The following is a 17208-nucleotide window of genomic DNA, read 5'->3' as shown; positions in this document are numbered from 1 at the left end:
CATCTTCATTGGAATCATCATGCCGCTCCATTCCAGCATCGATCCGTCGTCATCCGATTTCGCGCGCAATTCCGAGGCCATGCGCAGCCTCGTCGCGGACTTGCGCGAGAAACTGAGTCAGGTCGCCGGCGGCGGCGGCGAGGCCTCGCGCAACCGCCACACCGCGCGCGGCAAGATGCTCGCGCGCCAGCGCGTCGACCTATTGGTCGATCCCGGCACTTCTTTCCTCGAGCTGTCGCCGCTCGCGGCCTATGGCCTCTATGGCGGCGACGTGCATTCGGCGAGCGTCGTCACGGGGGTGGGGCGTGTCGCGGGCCGCGAATGCGTGATTGTCGCCAATGATGCCACGATCAAGGGCGGCACGTACTATCCCATGACCGTGAAGAAGCATCTGCGCGCGCAGGACATCGCACGGCAGAACAATCTGCCTTGCGTCTACATGGTCGATTCCGGCGGCGCCTTCCTGCCGCTGCAGGACGAGATCTTTCCGGACGAGCGGCATTTCGGCCGCATCTTCTACAACCAGGCGCAGATGTCCTCCCAGGGCATTCCGCAGATCGCGATCGTGATGGGCTCCTGCACCGCCGGCGGCGCCTACGTCCCCGCGATGTCCGACGAGAGCATCATCGTCCGCAACCAGGGCACCATCTTCCTCGGCGGCCCGCCGCTGGTGAAGGCGGCGACCGGCGAGGTCGTCACCGCGGAGGAGCTCGGCGGCGCCGACGTGCATTCGCGGCAATCAGGCGTGACCGATCATTACGCTCAGAACGATGCGCATGCGATCGGCATCGCCCGGCGCATCGTCGGCACGCTGAAGCCGCCGGTGCGGCCGAACCTCAACATGCACAAGCCGCGCGAGCCGCTGTTTGCCGCGAAGGAGATCTATGGCGTGGTGCCCGTCGACGGCCGCAAGCCGTTCGACGTGCGCGACATCATCGCGCGCATCGTCGACGGCTCGGAATTCGACGAGTTCAAGAAGCTCTACGGCACGACGCTGGTGTGCGGCTTCGCGCATATCTGGGGCTATCCGGTCGGGATCATCGCCAATAACGGCATCCTCTTCAGCGAGAGCTCGCTGAAGGGCGCGCATTTCATCGAGCTGTGCTGCCAGCGCGGCATTCCCCTGGTGTTCCTGCAGAACATCACCGGATTCATGGTCGGCAAGAAATACGAGGCCGGCGGCATCGCGCGCGACGGCGCCAAGCTGGTGACGGCGGTCGCGACCGCCTCGGTGCCGAAATTCACCGTCGTGATCGGCGGCTCCTACGGCGCAGGCAATTACGGCATGTGCGGTCGTGCTTATTCACCGCGCTTCCTCTGGATGTGGCCGAACGCGCGCATCTCCGTGATGGGCGGCGAGCAGGCCTCGATGGTGTTGAGCCAGGTCCGCCGAGACAATATCGAAGCCAAGGGCGATAGCTGGTCCAGGGAAGACGAAGACAAATTCCGCGAGCCGATCCGCGCGCAATATGAGAGCCAGGGGCATCCATATTACGCCACCGCGCGTCTCTGGGACGACGGCGTGATCGACCCCGCCGACACGCGCCTCGTGCTCGGCCTCGGCCTCTCGGCGGCGTCGAATGCGCCGATCGAACCGACGAAATTCGGCCTGTTCAGGATGTGATGCGATGGACCGCTCAAAGCTCTACCGGCGTTTCCGCACGCTCCTGATCGCCAACCGCGGCGAGATCGCCTGCCGCGTCATCCGCACCGCGCGCGCCATGGGGCTGCGCACGGTCGCGGTCTATTCCGAGGCCGACCGCGATGCGATGCATGTCGCGCTGGCGGATGAAGCCGTGCTGCTCGGGCCCGCGCGGGCGCGCGACAGCTATCTCAGCGTCGAGCGGCTGATCGAGGCTGCGCGGAAGACGGGGGCGGAGGCGGTGCATCCCGGCTACGGTTTCCTATCGGAGAATGCCGAGTTCGCGCAGGCCTGCTTTGAAGCGGGACTGGTCTTCGTCGGTCCGACCGCCGAGATGATGACTGCGATGGGCTCGAAGTCCGGCTCGAAGGCGCTGATGGAGAAGGCCGGCGTGCCGCTGGTGCCTGGCTATCACGGCGAGGCCCAGGACGAGGCGACGCTCTCGAAAGCCGCGGACAAGATCGGCTTCCCGATTCTGGTCAAGGCCTCCGCCGGCGGCGGCGGGCGCGGCATGCGTATCGTGCGCTCGGCCGATGAGCTTGGCCCTGCGATCGTCAGCGCCAAGCGCGAGGCCAAGGCCGCGTTTGGCGACGACCGCATGCTGATCGAGAAATATGTCGATAATCCCCGCCATATCGAAGTGCAGGTGATCGGCGACAGCCACGGCAATCTGCTTTCGCTGTTCGAGCGCGAATGCACGCTGCAGCGCCGGCACCAGAAGGTGATCGAGGAAGCGCCGTCGCCGACGCTCAACGCGGCCCAGCGCGAGACCGTCTGTGCCGCCGCACGCAAGGCGGCGGGCGCGGTGAACTATGTCGGCGCCGGCACCATCGAGTTCGTCTCCGACGGCAAGGACGTCTTCTTCATCGAGATGAACACGCGCCTCCAGGTCGAGCATCCCGTGACCGAACTGATCACCGGCATCGACCTCGTCGAATGGCAGCTGCGCGTCGCGTTCGGGGAAGCGCTGCCGCTCAAGCAGGACGAGATCAAGCTCAACGGCCACGCCGTCGAGGCGCGCGTCTATGCCGAGAACCCGACCAAGAACTTCATGCCATCGGTCGGCAGGATCTCGACCTGGCGGCTGCCGGCGGAGACGGGCGGCTTGCGCATCGACGCCGGCTATCGCGAGGGGGATACGGTCTCGCCGTATTATGACGCGATGCTGGCAAAAATGATCGCGTGGGCGCCGACGCGGGATGTCGCGATCGAGCGGCTGAACCGCGGGCTGGAGGAGTCCGACGTTCGCGGGATCGTCACCAACATCCCGTTCCTGTCGGCGCTGATGACGCATCCGAAGGTGCGGACCAACGCGATCGACACCGGCTTCATCGAGCGCGAGCTGGCGGTGCTGACGTCCGCCTCGCCGGCGCCCGGAGAGCTCGAGCTGTGCGCCGCGGTGGCCGCGATCATCGGTGCGGAGCAACAGGCCGCACATGCGCAGGCGAACTCGCCCTGGCAGACCTTCGGCTGGCAGCCGGTCGGCCGCCGCCAGCGCAGCTTTGCCTTCCGCGTCGGCCATGGGCCGGAGCAGAAGATCACACTGAACTACGGCAGTGGGCCGTCGACACTGGTGATCGGCGACCGCGAGCTGGCCTTTGCGATTGCGACCAGGGAGGGGGGCTTCGACCTGACCCTGGATGGCGTCAAATCGTCCGTCGCGGCCGTGATCGATGGGCATGAGCTGTATCTGCGCACACGCAACGGCCGCTTCGACCTCCACTGGGTCGATCCGTTCGGCGGCGAGAGCGAGGAGCAGACCGGCGAGGACAAGATCGCGGCGCCACTGCCGGGCACCGTCGTCGCCGTGCTCGCAGAGGAGGGCGCCAAGCTGGAGAAGGGCGCGCCGATCCTGACCCTCGAAGTCATGAAGATGGAGCAGACGCTGCGCGCGCCCTATGCCGGCGTGCTGAAATCCGTCAGGTGCAAGGTCGGCGACATCGTGCAGGAAGGTATCGAGCTCGCCGTGGTCGAGCCGTCCGGAGAGTGACATGAGCGATTCCGTCCGCATCATCGAAATGGGGCCGCGCGACGGCCTTCAGAACGAGAAGACGCCGGTCAGCGTCGAGACCCGCATCGCCTTCATCGAGGCGCTGGTCGCGGCTGGCCTTACCACCGTCGAGGTCGGCGCGTTCGTCTCGCCCAAGGCGATCCCGCAAATGGCGAGCTCGGATGCCGTGCTGCGTGGCGTCAGCCACGTGACCAACGCCGAATTCCACGTGCTGGTGCCGAACGAAAAGGGCTACGACGGCGCGCGCGCAGCGGGCGCGAAAGTCGTCTCGGTGTTTGCCGCCGCTTCCGAAGGCTTTTCGCGGGCGAACATCAACTGCACGGTCGCGGAATCCATCGAGCGGTTCAAGCCGGTGCTGGCGCGCGCCAAAGCCGACGGCATTCCAGTGCGCGGCTATATCTCCTGCGTGCTCGGCTGTCCCTTCGACGGCGAGATCAAGCCGAGGGCAGTGGCCGATCTCGCGGATACGCTGTTCGGGCTCGGCTGCTACGAGATCTCCCTCGGCGACACCATTGGGGTCGGCACACCTGCCAAGGCGAAGGAGATGCTACGCGCGGTTGCCACCAACGTTCCCACGGCCAAGCTCGCGATGCATTTCCACGACACCTACGGCCAGGCGCTCGCCAATCTCTATGCGGGGATGGAGGAGGGCGTGCGCGTCATCGACGCGGCCGCCGGCGGCCTCGGCGGTTGCCCCTATGCACCGGGCGCGACGGGCAACGTCGCGACCGAAGACGTCGTCTACATGCTCGAAGGCATGGGCATCAGGACCGGCGTCGACATGGATAAGCTGCTGGCGGCCACCAACGAGATGAGCGGCGTTTTGGGCAAGCCGCCCGTGAGCCGCGTGGCGTCCGCGCTGAATGCGAAGAGGAAGCGGGCAACTTCGTAGCTAGGGTGGTTTGGCCGAGGAGATGCGCGAAGCGCGTCTGCTTGGCGTAACCCACCACTGTTCTTTTCAGCGACAAAAGAAGGTAGGTTACGCCTTCGGCTAACCCACCCCACGGCAACTGCGAGTGCCTCTACCTGCTCCCGTCCGGCCCCATCACGAGGTCCGGCAGCCAGGTCGAGATCCCCGGCACCAGGCACAGCAGCAGCACCGCCAGCATCATCAGCAGCACGAAGGGCAGGGTACCCCAGATCACCTCGCGCAAGGGGATATCCGGCGCGACGTTGCGGATGACGAAGATGTTGAGGCCGACCGGCGGATGGATCAGCCCCATCTCCATCACGATGGTCATGACCACGCCGAACCAGATGATGTCGAAGTTCGCCGCGCGGAGCGGCGGCAGGATGATCGGCGCGGTCATCAGGATGATCGAGACCGGCGGCAGGAAGAAGCCGAGCACGACGACCATGACGAGGATCGCGAACAGCAGCTCCCACCGCGGCAGGTGCATCGCGACAATGGCTTCGGCGACCGATTGCGAGATGTGCAGATAGCTCATCACGTAGGAGTAGAGCAGCGACATGCCGATGATCATCATCAGCATGGTCGATTCCCGGATCGTCGACTTCATGATCGGGGCGAGGTCGCTGGGCCGCCACACGCTGTAGATCGCGGCGATCAGCGCCAGCGCCAGCAGCCCGCCGAGGCCGGCGGTTTCCGACGGCGTAGCGTAGCCGCCATAGAGCGCGACCATGACGCCGGTGAGCAGCAGCACGAACGGAATGACCCGCGGCAGCACGCTGAAGCGCTCCGCGAGCGTGTACTCGTCGCGCTGCAGGATCGGCGCCTCCGGTCCGCCGTTCTTGTAGGCCAGTTCGGCGGCGGCATATTCCTGACGGAAGCGGATGACTGCATAGGCGCCGAACAGGAAGACAAGCAGCAGGCCGGGCCCGATGCCTGCGAGGAACAGCCGCCCGAGCGACTTTTCGGCGGCGACCGCAAACAGGATCATGGTGATCGAGGGCGGCAGCAAGATGCCGAGCGTGCCGCCGGCGGCGATGATGCCGGCGGCAAAGCCGCCGGAATAGCCGCGCTTGCGCATCTCGGGGATGCCGGCCGAGCCGATCGCCGAGCAGGTTGCGGGCGAAGAGCCCGCCATCGCCGCAAACAGCGCGCAGGCGAACACGTTGGCAACGCCGAGGCCACCGGGCACGCGATGCAGCCAGGCATGCAGCGCCGAATAGAGATCCTGGCCGGCGCGCGACTTGCCGATCGCCGCGCCCTTCAAAATGAACAGCGGGATCGACAACAGCGTGATCGAGGCCATTTCCTCGTAGACATTCTGCGTCACCGTATCGAGCGACGCGGTGGGCATGTAGATGGCCATGAAGACGACCGCGACCGCGCCGAGTGCGAACGCAATCGGCATGCCCGAAAACATCACGAGCAGCGTCGCGATCCCGTAAGAGAGACCGATACCGAAAACGCTCATGGCCGCTTGGCTCCGGCGAAAGGCAGCGCAAGCTGCACGAGGATCTGGATGCAGAGCAGGCTCATCCCGAGCGCCATCAGGGTGTAGGGAATGGCGAGCGGCGGCGACCACATCGAGTTGGAGACCTGGCCGTCGACATAGGCTTCGTGCGCCAGCGTCCAGGACTTCCAGGTGAAAAACGCGCAGAACAGGAACGTTGCGGCATCGACCAGCCAGAGCCGGACCCTGTTCGCGAGCGGCGAGAGCAGGCCGACGAAAGCCTCGATGCCGATATGCCCACGATGCTGCTGCACATAGGCTGCCGTCATGAAGGTCGCGCCGACCAGCAGGAACACGGCGGCCTCGTCCTGCCAGTAGTTCGCGGCCTTGTACAGTGCGCGGCTGAGCACGCTGTAACTGAGGATCGCACAGGCCGCGACCAGTGCGATCGCGGCGAACACGACGATGATGCTGTTGAGGACGGCGAGACCGCGATCGATCGCCGCCGCAAGGCCGGTCCCTGCGGCAGCGTTCGCCTGGTCGTCACGATCCGGGAGCGGACCATGACTCATGCGGCGACGTCGGTGGCGAGCTTGAGCAGGTTCGCAGCGGTCGCGGTCTTGGCGGCGTAGTCCTTCCAGGCCGTATCGCGGGCGATGTCGCGCCACTTGCCGACGGTCGCAGCGTCGAGCGCCGAGACCTTGGCGCCGGCCTTCTCGTAGACCTTGGCGACCTCGACGTCGTCGTCCTGCGCGCCCTTGCGGCCGAAGGCCTCGAGCTCGGTGCCGACCGCGAGCAGGATGTCCTGATGGTTCTTCGGCAGCTTGTCGAAGATCGCCTTCGACATCATCAGCGGCTCGAGCATGAACCAATAGGAGGCGCCGGCCCCTGATGTCAGCGACTTCGCGACCTCTTCGAGGCGGAACGAGATCAGGCTGGTCGAGGAGGTGATGCCGGCATCGCAGGCGCCGGTCTGCATCGCAGCGTAGATTTCGTTCGAGGGCACCGACAGCACCGAGGCGCCGGCGGTCTGAAGCACCATGTCCATCTCGCGCGAGCCGCCGCGCACCTTCAGGCCCTTGGCGTCCTCAGGCGCGACGATCGGCTTGGACCGGCTGGCGACGCCGCCGGCCTGCCAGACCCAGGTGAGCAGGATGATGCCCTTGTCGGCGAGGAAGTCGGTCAGCGCCTTGCCGACCGGCTCCTTCTTCCAGCGCAGGCCCTGGTCGTAGGTGGTTACCAGACCCGGCATCAGGCCGATATTGGTTTCCGGCACTTCGCCGCCGGCATAGGGCATCGGATAGAGGCTGATGTCGAGCGCGCCTTTGCGCATCGCGGAGAACTGCGCGTTGGTCTTGATTAGAGAGGAGTTCGGATAGATCTCGGCAGCGATGTCGCCGTTGCTGCGCTTGGCAATCTCTGCAGCGAACATGCGGCAGAGCCGGTCGCGGAAGTCGCCCTTGTCGATGGTGCCGCCCGGGAATTGGTGCGAGATCTTCAGCGTGGTGGCGGCCTGCGCCGTACCGGTGCCGAGGCGGAGAATGGCGGGCGCGGCGACGGCGGTCGCGAGCAGGTGGCGGCGCGTGAGCATGGTGTGATCCCCTTGGGCGGTACTTTGGACTGGTTCTTGTTTGGCGCGATTTGGGTCTGGGCTGTCGAGACCGGTGCGTAGGCCCATCCTGCCGGTCTTTCACCCGATGATCTCTCATCTGATAGTGCGAGACCGAATGCTCCGGCAAGTGCCGGACGTGCTGCGCTGCACACTTCCGATCCGCATGGCTCCGGCGAAATTTCTCAGCGGAGCGCGTAACACCGCCGTGCGCCCATACGTCGAGACAGGATAGCGGCATCCGTCGCTGACAACACCATCTCGAAGGGAAGACTGCTCATGACCATTCGCACCCGTATCGTGCTCGGCGTTTCGGCTGCCGCTCTGTCGCTTGGCCTCGCGCTGTCGCCGGCCGCTTTTGCTCAGGACAAGATGGGCAAGGACGGCGGCATGATGAAGAAAGACACGATGTCCAAGGACGCCATGAAGAAGGACACCATGTCCAAGGACGACGGCATGAAGAAGGATCACATGTCGAAGGACGGGATGAAGAAAGACGACGGGATGATGAAGAAGAACTGATTTTCCGTCCGCGTCGCGCCATGCCGGCTCTCGACCGGGCGCGCGATCTCGAATTCCGGGCGCGGTCCCATGGACGGCCCCGGAATGGCACTTCAGTTCAATTTCAATTGAACGTAAATTTCGAGCGTTACTTGCGCTTGGACTTGCGGGCCGCATAACGGGCGTCGCGCTTGGCCTTTTGCTCGGCTTCGAGCGCAGCCTGTCGTTCTGCGGCTTCCTCGGCTTCGCGTGCAATCCGTGCGGCCTCGGCGGCCTTGGCCTCGTCCTCAAGGCGCTTCTGCTCGGCCTTCTCGGCTTCGCGCGCGGCCTTGGCTTCGGCGCGCTTGGCCGCAAGGGCCTCGCGTTCGGCACGCTTCGCCGCAACTGCGGGATCATCAGGACCCGGCTGCGACTTGAACTTGTTCAAAAGATTTTTGCGGGCGTCTTGTGCCGCCTTTTGCCGGTCTGCAAACCCGGGTTCCCTGAATCCACTCATCGACGAGCCTTGTCTTCCTCGCTTTCGATCCTACATCACTGGCAGTTGGTACGTCGGCTGGGCATAGCAGGCGCCACGCGACGTAGAAGCCTGTACATCGGCGCGCGTCGCGACGCCACCCATAATCGCAGCCGATCAGGTCAACGAAAAATCGCCCCCGACGATCTCTCGTAGCCCGAAAAAACTGCCGAATTGTGATGTCCCTCATAAGGGAGCACGCGGAGCGGCGCCTAGCGTCCGCCCGACGACGAGACGGAGCACGGGCATGACCATCTCAAGACTGAGCCTCAAGGCGCTAGCGCTCACCCTGGTGGTGGCGGCGCTGGTCGGTGCCACGCTCCTGTTCGCACGTCCGCAATCCGTCGACAGTGCCGTTCTGGGCGCCGATTGGGAGTGCACCCAGACCGCCTTCGTGCTGACAACCTGCGCGCCGCGAGCGACCCCGGCGGTCGAGACCTCGCGCAAGGATGCAATCCGCCCGACCCGCGGCTGAACCCGGCCCGGCGATCGGGATGTGACGCCACGCCGCAGAGGTGGTAAAGGCGTCCGACCCGACGACCAGGTAGTCATGTCCAAGCCCGAGTCCAAGCCCGAGCCGGGCCTCAAGCCCAAACCCTCTCGAAGACCCCATCCGGCGATAATCGCCGCGGCGCGGTCGCCGGCCTGATCATCGCGCTTCTGATCCTCGGCATCGGCTGGTGGCTTGCCCGCGACCTGACCTCGGCCAGCAAGATGCAGGACTGCCTGATGTCCGGGCGGACCAATTGCAACGTGATCGAGCCGGCCCGCTAGAAGCGATCCGGCCCGACCGGTCGAGCCGAAAATTGCCGTGATCTTAATCATTTGTAACGGGACTTAGCCCATCAAGCAGGTCAGTTATATCAGCCGGCATCAGCCCGGCGCGAGACGAATCGTCTATGCGCTCGGAAATCACGGCGATCAAAGAGTAGGGGGCGAGCACGCATGAGTGCTTCCAAACATATCAAGATCTTCATTCCCTTGGTTTCGGCCATGTCGCTGCTCGCGTTGTCCGCGCAGGCGCAGGAGGCCAGACCGCCGAGGGAAGCCGGCCAACCGCCGGCCGGCCCAGCCGCTGCCGCGCCGCCCCCAAACAATCAGAACATGCGCAAGGATCGGCCGCCGCAGCAGGCGGCTCGGCCCGCGCCGCAGCCCGGTGCACAGCCTCATGCCGGCGGTCGCGGTCCGCACAACGCGGGCGGCCCACCGCCTGGACGCCATTACGCCCGCGGGCCTGTGCGGGAGCGCGACTGGGGCGGCCACGCCTATCGCGGCAACCGCTCCTGGGATGGCGGCCGCTGGCGCCACGAGGTCCGCAACGGCCGCTCCGGCTGGTGGTGGGATGTCGGCGGCGTCTGGTATTATTATCCGCAGCGCATGGCAGGTCCGCCGGCCTATATCTCGGAGGAGTATTACGACGACGTGCCGGTGGCCTATGCCCCGGCGCCGCCTCCGGTGGCCTACGCGCCTCCGCCGCCGCCGCCGGCCGATCCCGGTGCAAGCGCGCTCGGTGGCGCCATTGTCGGTGGCGTGCTGGGTGGGCTGCTCTCGGGTAACGCGACGGGAGCCGCCGCAGGCGCGGTCCTCGGCGGAGCGACGGGGGCGATTGCCGGCGCCACGGCCGCCTCGCAGCCGGGCTACTATCTGGCTCAGGGCGTTTGCTATTACCGCTATCCCAACGGTCAATATGTGCAGGCCGATCCGCGCGCGTGCTACTGAGCTTGCCAAATCGGATTTGAAACGGAGGCGGGCTCAGGCCCGCCTCTTTCGTTTGGCGCCCGCGATGGCTTCGAATTAGCGCTGGCGCTCGGTGTCGCCCCACGCAAGTCTCAAAGAAAAACGTCGGGATGATTCGCGGGGATGTGGGACATGCTGGATGCCATCCAGATCAGCATGGCGTTGTGGGCCATGATCGTATGCGGCGCGATCAAACTCTCGCAGGTGCTGCACTACCTGTTCTAGAGCGTTTTCGAGCGAAGTGGACACCGGTTCGCGTGAAGAAAACGCGTCAAAACAAGAATCTAGAGCTTCGGTTCTGATTGAAGCAGAACCGAAGCTCTAGAGCAGGATTGGTACTGCACCCCGGATCGCTCCGCCCATCAAGATACCAGCCAGTTGAAGAACGCGATCGCGGCCCAGACCAGGCCGCCGATCCAGGCCAGCATCACGATGGTGATGGTGCCGAGATAGGCGATGCCGAGCAGGTCGGGTCTCTGTCGTGGCGTCGGGACGACCACGTCGGCTGCTGCTTTGTGTGTCATGACCGGAGCGACCATCATATCCTCTGCGCTCGTGTAAGCGCTGGCGCTTCAGCGAAGCGTTGCCTCGATGTTTAGCGAAGATGTCGTCCGCCGGATGTGATGCAATTCACAGATCGGTCTGAATGAAGGTCCGGCTTTGCGATCAGCGCATGCATCGCGCGGTTGTCAGGTCGCAACGACACAACTCCGGTCGCGACATTACCCCGCAATCATACGGACGAAAATGCCACGCGCTTGTCCAGATCGTCCGGTTAAGATGTCAGCGTCATGTGTAGCCAGTACGATCCACAGCACGAGGCAGAGGCCGCAATGAAGCGGGCCGCAGCGTCCGAAGGCGCTGATCGGCAACGCCTGATCGAGCTCGCCCTGGCTTGGCACCAGCTCGCTCGCGAACGGCGTGAGGAGCCGAGCGAGTAACGGTCTTGTCTCACCGGCTAGTCCGAAAACAGAAAAACCCCGTGCTTGGGGGACAAGCACGAGGTCCGGCCGACCGGGGCTGGCGGGTCGGCACCACTCTGTTTCGTCGATCCAACGTGCCGGTTGTGATCTCGTTCCACGACGCGCAGAATTTTGTCGCGCGGCCGCCCAACCGATCGGGACCGCGGTCGATCCGCCCGGCTCAGGTCTCAGGCGGGAACATTCGATCCGTGGCAGCGTTGGCCGGCCATGACCGATCCCGAGCTGCGCGCACAATCCTTTGAGATCGCCTGGAGATATCTCGACCAATCCGGCCTGCTCACTGGCGAGCACAAGGATTCGGCCCGCTTCATCCTGAACCGGATCGACCGCATGATGCAGCGTGGGGAGCGGCGCAGACTGCTGCTGTCAAACGCCGCGATCGACGCCTACCGGCTGCGGCCTTTGCTCGTCACGCTCGATGCATGATTGATAGCCGGCCGGATGGTGCGTCTGGTCACTCCCCCGCGCCCAGGCACGAACGGCAAAGGCCAATTGATGGTGACCCGCCGCGGCGTGCGTCAGGGACGCTTGCACCACTTCGAGTCGCCCTGCGATGCCCCTCGGGCTCACGTCCACGGCAGCATCTATCGCCAAAAATGCGATGGCGGTGGCGGCAACCCCCGATGCGATGGCCATCCGTGTCCAATCAGACGGCGGCATCAGTATATCCTGCGACAGCTTCCTGGCATGGCGCATAGATAGGGCGCTCCCGTTCGCCTGACAGGTCTGCGCACATTTTGTTGAAGGACGAGATTTGGGGAGCTTGGCTGTCGCGCTCCGCGAACAAAGAAAAAGCCCCCGAAGGGGCTTGATCTTCTTATGCCGCTTCCTGCTTGGGCACGGCGTCGGCATTCACCGACAGCTTGACGGTGTCACCCTCGACGGCGCCGACATACTTGGTATCGATATAGTGATGATGGTCCTTGTGACCTTCGGGGCTGTCCTTCCGGGTCAGCTTGATCCGGTTGCCCTCGAGGCGGTCGACGGTGCCGACATGCGCGCCGTCCTTGCCGATGATCTTCATGTGCTCTCTGATTTCCGACATGTGGTCCTCCTTGCAGAGTCTCAACGGTCGAGGCCGACGTTCGTTTCAGCGGCGTTGTTGGACCCAAGCACTTTGGACCCAAGGCACTTTCTGGACGTTCCCTCCATGTTGGATCTGTAGAGGCGCATGGAGACCATTCAGGCCTATCTGGAACGCAAGCATGACGAACTCGGGCTGCTGAATAGTTGCCTGAGAAACCCGCTGCGCTTGCCTCGTCCGCGATCGGTCGACGAGGTCGTCAAGTCGAAGTTCCGGATCACGGCCGCGCTGCGGGCCGATCATGAGCTGCGCGATTGGAAGGCGACGGAGACGGCGTGGTCGGCGACGGCCTCGCCCGCAAGCGGCCCCTTCGAGTTCAGCTACGACTACCAGCGGGCGGACCTCAAGGTGCGCGGTCCGTCGTTTTATCAGCACGAGACCGGCCGCACGATCTACACGGCGTCGGGCATGGCCGCGATCTCGGCGCTGCTGTTCGCCTCGGCGCGCGTGTTCGACGGGGCCGACATCCTGGTGATGCCGGGCTGCTACGGCGAGACCATCGAGTTGATCGAGCGCTTCGCCCCGCATTTGCGGCTGGTCAGGCTGAAGCTGCCGCTGGGCGATGCGTTGGCTCGGGCCGGTTCGCGAAACATCCTGCTGCTGGATTCATGCGCTCCGGCCGGAGCGTTCGAAGCTGCGCTTCGCACTGATGGAGCTGGGCTCGATCTGCTGATCTTCGACACGACGTGCTTTGCCGGCGGATCGGGTCGCATCCGGCGCGTGCTCAGCTGGGCGCGGCGGTGCCGGCTACCCGTCGTGATGGTGCGAAGCCACACCAAGCTGGATTCGCTCGGGGCGGAATACGGCCGACTCGGGTCTGCGGTCTTCGTCGGTCCGGACGCGGATGGGCAGGGCCCTTCGACCTGTGATCGCCTGGTGCAGGACATGCGCGATGCGGTCCGTCTGTTCGGCGGCGCAGCGCTGCCGGCGCATTTTCCGCCCTATGTGGGCGCGCCGGCCTATTGGTCGCTGACGAGGCGGCGCATCGCCGCGATCCTGCGCAACGGCCGGCGCACCAGCCGATATTTTGCCGCGGCGCTGGCGCCTTTGACGGCCGAGCTGCACTTCACCCACGGCCTCTATGTCACGCTGCGCAGCAGCCGGCCGCTCGACGAGGCCAGTGCGCGCCAGGCCGCCGAGCTGATGAGCCGCGATCTGAGCGAGGCGGGATTTCCGATCCGCCACGCCGGCAGCTTCGGCTTCGACTTCGCGGCAACCGAGTGGTTTCACGACGCCACCACGGATCGCTACAGCGTCCGGGTGGCGGTGCCGGATCTGCCGACGGAGGTTTGGGATGATCTGACGGCGGCGGTCGCGCGTTGGTGGAGGGAGCACGAAGGGAGCGTCGTTGTCCCAACCCCAGCCAGCCAATTTGACAAGGATTTGACGCATTGAACGTCGAGGCATGCAATGCGTGGCGATCCCGGCAGGACTCGAACCTGCAACCCGCGGAGTAGAAATCCGCTACTCTATCCAGTTGAGCTACGGGACCGTTCTTAGGCCGCCCGGGTGGGGCGACTGTTCATCTACCATGCCAATATGAAAAATCTCGCCTTTCGCCAAGTCTGAACCGAACCGTTTTCCTCAGTGCTGCGACAAAGCGGAACGGTGGCGTGTCAGGGTGCCGGGTCGAGCGGCAGCGGACTGGACGATGGATCACATCGCCGGGACCGCTGAACAGCTTCCGGGACGCGGCTGCTGGTCGACTGGTCTGGGATTGCTGCGCCATTAGGACGGCGTGCGCGGCGGTACCTTGATCGGTCTCCTCTGGGCTGGCCTTGTCATGGCGAATGCGACGATCTGCAGCTTTGGTTCCACCGCCATGAGTCCGTCACCTTTCCGCGCATTTCATTTGCCGTCGCGGCGTTCGTCCGCGCTTTCCGGGAGTCCTTCATGATCGGTCTGATCCGCGCCGTCACACTCTGCGCCACGCTGGCGCTCGGCCTCAGCGCAGCGCACGGAGCCGACAAGGCATTCAAGCGCGACGATCTCGCTGATTCCGCGATCAAGCTCGAGGCCCAGATCAAGAGCGAGGCAGGACCCGTCGCCAAACCGAGCGCGACGCTGCGCACCGACGCGGACGCCGCATTCCGACGCAACGACTATCGCAGCGGCCTGTCGGTGCTCGGCCAGATCGCGGCGACCACGCCCGAGGACACCGCCAACTGGCTGCGGCTCGCCAAGGTCATCTTCCAGATCTCGCCGAAGAGCTCGAGCGAGCAGACCTTCCTGCTGGAGCGCGCCTCGACGGCCGCCTACATCGCCTATCAGCGCGCCGGCAATCCGGGCGAGGAGGCCGACGCGCTCGCCGTGCTCGGCAAGGCGCTGGCCGAGCGCAAGCTGTGGCGGCCGGCACTGGACGCGATGCGGCTGTCGCTGGACACGCGTGAAGTCGCCGAGGTCCGCGGGCAATATGAGAAGCTGCGCAACGAGCACGGTTTCCGGCTGCTCGACTATACCGTGGACTCGGATTCGGCGAGCCCGCGGGCCTGCTTCCAGTTCTCGGAGGAGCTTGCAAAGCGTACCGACTTCGCCCCGTTCCTGGCGCTGGCGGGACAGGACAAGCCGGCGCTGTCGGCCGAAGGCAAGCAGCTCTGCGTCGACGGGCTGAAGCACGGCGAGCGCTACAACGTCAATTTGCGCGCCGGCCTGCCGTCGACCGTGAAGGAAGGCCTGCCGAAATCCGCCGAGTTCAACATCTATGTGCGCGACCGCAAGCCGTTCGTGCGCTTCACCAGCCGTGCCTACGTGCTGCCGAAGACCGGCCAGCGCGGCATTCCCGTGGTCAGCGTCAACACGCCCGCGGTCAACATCAACGTGTTCCGGATCGGCGACCGCAACCTGATCAACACGGTGGTCGACAGCGATTTCCAGAAGACGCTGACCAAATATCAGCTCTCGGATCTCGGCGGCGAGCGCGGCGTCAAGGTCTGGTCCGGCGAGCTCGCGACCGCGATGACGCTGAACCAGGACGTCACCACGGCATTCCCGGTCGACCAGGCGCTCGGCGAGTTGCAGCCCGGCGTGTACGTGATGACCGCTGCCGCCAAGAGCCCGGGCTCGGACGACGAGTACCAGCTCGCCACGCAATGGTTCATCGTTTCCGACCTCGGCATCACCGCCTATTCCGGCAATGACGGCATCCATGTGTTCGTGAATTCGCTGGCGTCGACCGATCCGATCGGCAAGGCCGAGGTGCGGCTAGTTGCCCGCAACAACGAGATCCTGGCGACCCGCAAGACCGACGATGCCGGCCATGTGCTGTTCGAGGCGGGGCTGGCGCGCGGCGAGGGTGGCTTGTCGCCGGCGATGCTCACCGTCACTGGCGAGAAGGCCGACTATGCCTTCCTCAGCCTCAAGTCCTCCGCCTTCGACCTCTCCGACCGCGGCGTGTCCGGCCGTGCGGTGCCTGCAGGCGCCGACGCGTTCGTTTATGCCGAGCGCGGCGTCTACCGCTCCAGCGAGACGGTCTATCTCACCGCGCTGTTGCGCGACGGGCAGGGCAATGCCGTCACCGGCGGCCCGCTCACGATGGTGATCGAGCGCCCAGACGGCGTCGAATATCGGCGTGCCGTGCTGGCCGACCAGGGCGCCGGCGGACGCACGCTGGCGGTGCTGCTCAATTCGGCCGTCCCGACCGGGACGTGGCGGGCGCGCGCCTTCACCGACCCGAAGGGATCGGCAGTCGGCGAGACCACCTTCATGGTCGAGGATTATGTCCCGGACCGGATCGAATTCGACTTGTCCGCCAAGGACAAGGTGATCACAGCTAATGCTCCAGTGGAACTGAAGGCGGACGGTCATTTCCTCTATGGCGCGCCGGCCTCGGGCCTCCAGCTCGAAGGCGACATGCTGGTGGCGCCTGCGAAGGAGCGGCCGGGCTTTGCCGGCTACCAGTTCGGCGTCGACGACGAGGAGACCACCTCGAACGAGCGCACGCCGCTCGAGAACCTGCCCGAGGCGGACGCCAACGGCGTTGCGACCTTCCCGGTGACGCTGGACAAGCAGCCGGCTTCGACCCGGCCGCAGGAGGCGCAGATCTTCGTCCGCATGGTCGAGACCGGCGGCCGCGCCGTCGAGCGCAAGCTCGTGCTGCCGATCGCGCCCGCATCCGCCATGATCGGCATCAAGCCGCTGTTCGGCGACAAGAACGTCGCCGAGGGCGACAAGGCGGAATTCGACGTCGTGTTCGTCTCGCCAGAGGGCAAGACGCTGCCGCGCGACGGTCTGCGCTACGAGCTCCTGAAGATGGAGTCGCGCTACCAATGGTATCGCCAGAACAATTACTGGGAGTACGAGCCGGTCAAGTCGACCTCGCGCGTTGCTGACGGCGACGTCGTGGTCGCCGCCGATAAACCGTCGCGGATTTCGTTGAACCCCCAGTCCGGCCGCTACCGGCTCGACGTGAAGTCGAATGATGCCGACGGCCCGGTGACCTCAATACAGTTCGATGTCGGCTGGTATTCGGACGGCAGCGCCGATACGCCGGACCTGCTGGAGACCTCGATCGACAAGCCGCAATACGCCTCCGGCGACACCATGACCGTGTCGGTCAATGTGCGCAGCGCCGGCAAGCTGACCATCAACGTGTTCGGCGATCGCCTGCTGACGACCCAGACCGTCGACGTCAAGGAAGGCACCGCGCAGGTGAAGCTTCCGATCGGCAAAGACTGGGGTACCGGCGCCTATGTCGTGGCGACGCTGCGCCGTCCGCTCGACGCGGCCGCCCAGCGCATGCCGGGACGGGCGATCGGCCTGAAATGGTTC

General features: G+C 65.1%; 15 protein-coding genes, 1 tRNA gene and 1 pseudogene. 10 read left to right on the top strand and 7 right to left on the bottom strand.

Going from position 1 to position 17208, the window contains the following annotated elements:
- The first annotated feature begins 19 nt into the window (after window positions 1–19).
- From SE91_RS15460 to SE91_RS15450, 3 genes are read left to right on the top strand one after another with little or no spacing between them, the layout of a single operon-like run.
- Window positions 20–1624, top strand: coding sequence for a carboxyl transferase domain-containing protein (locus SE91_RS15460; RefSeq protein ID WP_061848180.1), 1605 nt, complete (start codon window positions 20–22; stop codon window positions 1622–1624).
- 4 nt (window positions 1625–1628) lie between these two features.
- Window positions 1629–3632: an acetyl/propionyl/methylcrotonyl-CoA carboxylase subunit alpha gene (locus SE91_RS15455; protein ID WP_061848179.1), complete on the top strand. Its 2004-nt coding sequence runs from the start codon at window positions 1629–1631 to the stop codon at window positions 3630–3632.
- Between the two features lies 1 nt (window position 3633).
- Window positions 3634–4545, top strand: coding sequence for a hydroxymethylglutaryl-CoA lyase (locus SE91_RS15450; RefSeq protein ID WP_061848178.1), 912 nt, complete (start codon window positions 3634–3636; stop codon window positions 4543–4545).
- Window positions 4546–4675: 130 nt separating this feature from the next.
- Here SE91_RS15450 and SE91_RS15445 read toward each other — a convergent pair whose 3' ends face one another.
- From SE91_RS15445 to SE91_RS15435, 3 genes are read right to left on the bottom strand one after another with little or no spacing between them, the layout of a single operon-like run.
- Window positions 4676–6034 carry a TRAP transporter large permease gene (locus SE91_RS15445; protein WP_061848177.1) on the bottom strand — a complete coding sequence of 453 codons (1359 nt, stop codon included), beginning with the start codon at window positions 6032–6034 and terminating at the stop codon, window positions 4676–4678.
- On the bottom strand, window positions 6031–6585 hold the full coding sequence (locus SE91_RS15440; protein ID WP_061848176.1) for a TRAP transporter small permease: 555 nt from the start codon (window positions 6583–6585) through the stop codon (window positions 6031–6033). Before SE91_RS15440 ends, SE91_RS15445 begins: the two co-directional genes overlap by 4 nt.
- Window positions 6582–7604 (bottom strand): TRAP transporter substrate-binding protein, encoded by a 1023-nt coding sequence (locus SE91_RS15435; RefSeq protein WP_061848175.1) that lies wholly within the window; start codon window positions 7602–7604, stop codon window positions 6582–6584. The genes SE91_RS15440 and SE91_RS15435 overlap by 4 nt, the downstream gene beginning before the upstream one ends.
- Before the next feature lie 297 nt (window positions 7605–7901).
- On the opposite strand from SE91_RS15435, the gene SE91_RS15430 reads away from it, so the two are divergent.
- A complete protein-coding gene (locus SE91_RS15430; RefSeq protein WP_061848174.1) occupies window positions 7902–8144 on the top strand; it encodes a pentapeptide MXKDX repeat protein in 243 nt (80 codons plus the stop codon).
- 127 nt (window positions 8145–8271) lie between these two features.
- Here SE91_RS15430 and SE91_RS15425 read toward each other — a convergent pair whose 3' ends face one another.
- Window positions 8272–8619, bottom strand: a complete 348-nt coding sequence (locus SE91_RS15425; RefSeq protein ID WP_061848173.1) for a DUF6481 family protein — start codon at window positions 8617–8619, stop codon at window positions 8272–8274.
- A 265-nt stretch (window positions 8620–8884) separates the two neighbouring features.
- Here SE91_RS15425 and SE91_RS15420 point away from each other — a divergent pair, with 265 nt between their 5' ends.
- The 3 genes and pseudogenes from SE91_RS15420 (at window position 8885) to SE91_RS15415 (ending at window position 10356) form a co-directional block, all read left to right on the top strand.
- Window positions 8885–9112 (top strand): hypothetical protein, encoded by a 228-nt coding sequence (locus SE91_RS15420; protein ID WP_061848172.1) that lies wholly within the window; start codon window positions 8885–8887, stop codon window positions 9110–9112.
- Window positions 9113–9187: 75 nt separating this feature from the next.
- Window positions 9188–9411: pseudogene (locus tag SE91_RS37650) on the top strand (hypothetical protein).
- Window positions 9412–9582: 171 nt separating this feature from the next.
- A complete protein-coding gene (locus SE91_RS15415; protein ID WP_061848171.1) occupies window positions 9583–10356 on the top strand; it encodes a hypothetical protein in 774 nt (257 codons plus the stop codon).
- A gap of 380 nt (window positions 10357–10736) precedes the next feature.
- Here SE91_RS15415 and SE91_RS37080 read toward each other — a convergent pair whose 3' ends face one another.
- Window positions 10737–10898: a hypothetical protein gene (locus SE91_RS37080; protein WP_060736017.1), complete on the bottom strand. Its 162-nt coding sequence runs from the start codon at window positions 10896–10898 to the stop codon at window positions 10737–10739.
- Between the two features lie 666 nt (window positions 10899–11564).
- On the opposite strand from SE91_RS37080, the gene SE91_RS15405 reads away from it, so the two are divergent.
- Window positions 11565–11783, top strand: a complete 219-nt coding sequence (locus SE91_RS15405; protein WP_061848170.1) for a hypothetical protein — start codon at window positions 11565–11567, stop codon at window positions 11781–11783.
- Between the two features lie 391 nt (window positions 11784–12174).
- On the opposite strand, the gene SE91_RS15400 is transcribed toward SE91_RS15405, so the two are convergent.
- The gene (locus SE91_RS15400) at window positions 12175–12402 is read right to left on the bottom strand and encodes a DUF2171 domain-containing protein (protein WP_061848169.1); all 228 of its coding nucleotides are present in this window, start codon (window positions 12400–12402) and stop codon (window positions 12175–12177) included.
- A 126-nt stretch (window positions 12403–12528) separates the two neighbouring features.
- Here SE91_RS15400 and SE91_RS15395 point away from each other — a divergent pair, with 126 nt between their 5' ends.
- The gene (locus SE91_RS15395) at window positions 12529–13836 is read left to right on the top strand and encodes a hypothetical protein (RefSeq protein ID WP_061848168.1); all 1308 of its coding nucleotides are present in this window, start codon (window positions 12529–12531) and stop codon (window positions 13834–13836) included.
- Window positions 13837–13856: 20 nt separating this feature from the next.
- Here SE91_RS15395 and SE91_RS15390 read toward each other — a convergent pair.
- Window positions 13857–13933 (bottom strand) — tRNA-Arg (locus tag SE91_RS15390).
- 401 nt (window positions 13934–14334) lie between these two features.
- On the opposite strand from SE91_RS15390, the gene SE91_RS15385 reads away from it, so the two are divergent.
- Window positions 14335–17208 (top strand): alpha-2-macroglobulin family protein (locus tag SE91_RS15385; RefSeq protein ID WP_245318461.1); only part of this gene is annotated, 2874 nt, incomplete at its 3' end.

The organism is Bradyrhizobium sp. DOA1 (assembly GCF_001593325.1).
GTDB lineage: Bacteria > Pseudomonadota > Alphaproteobacteria > Rhizobiales > Xanthobacteraceae > Bradyrhizobium.
Note: the sequence above shows the minus strand (reverse complement) of the source record. Positions and strands in the feature narration are given on the sequence as shown.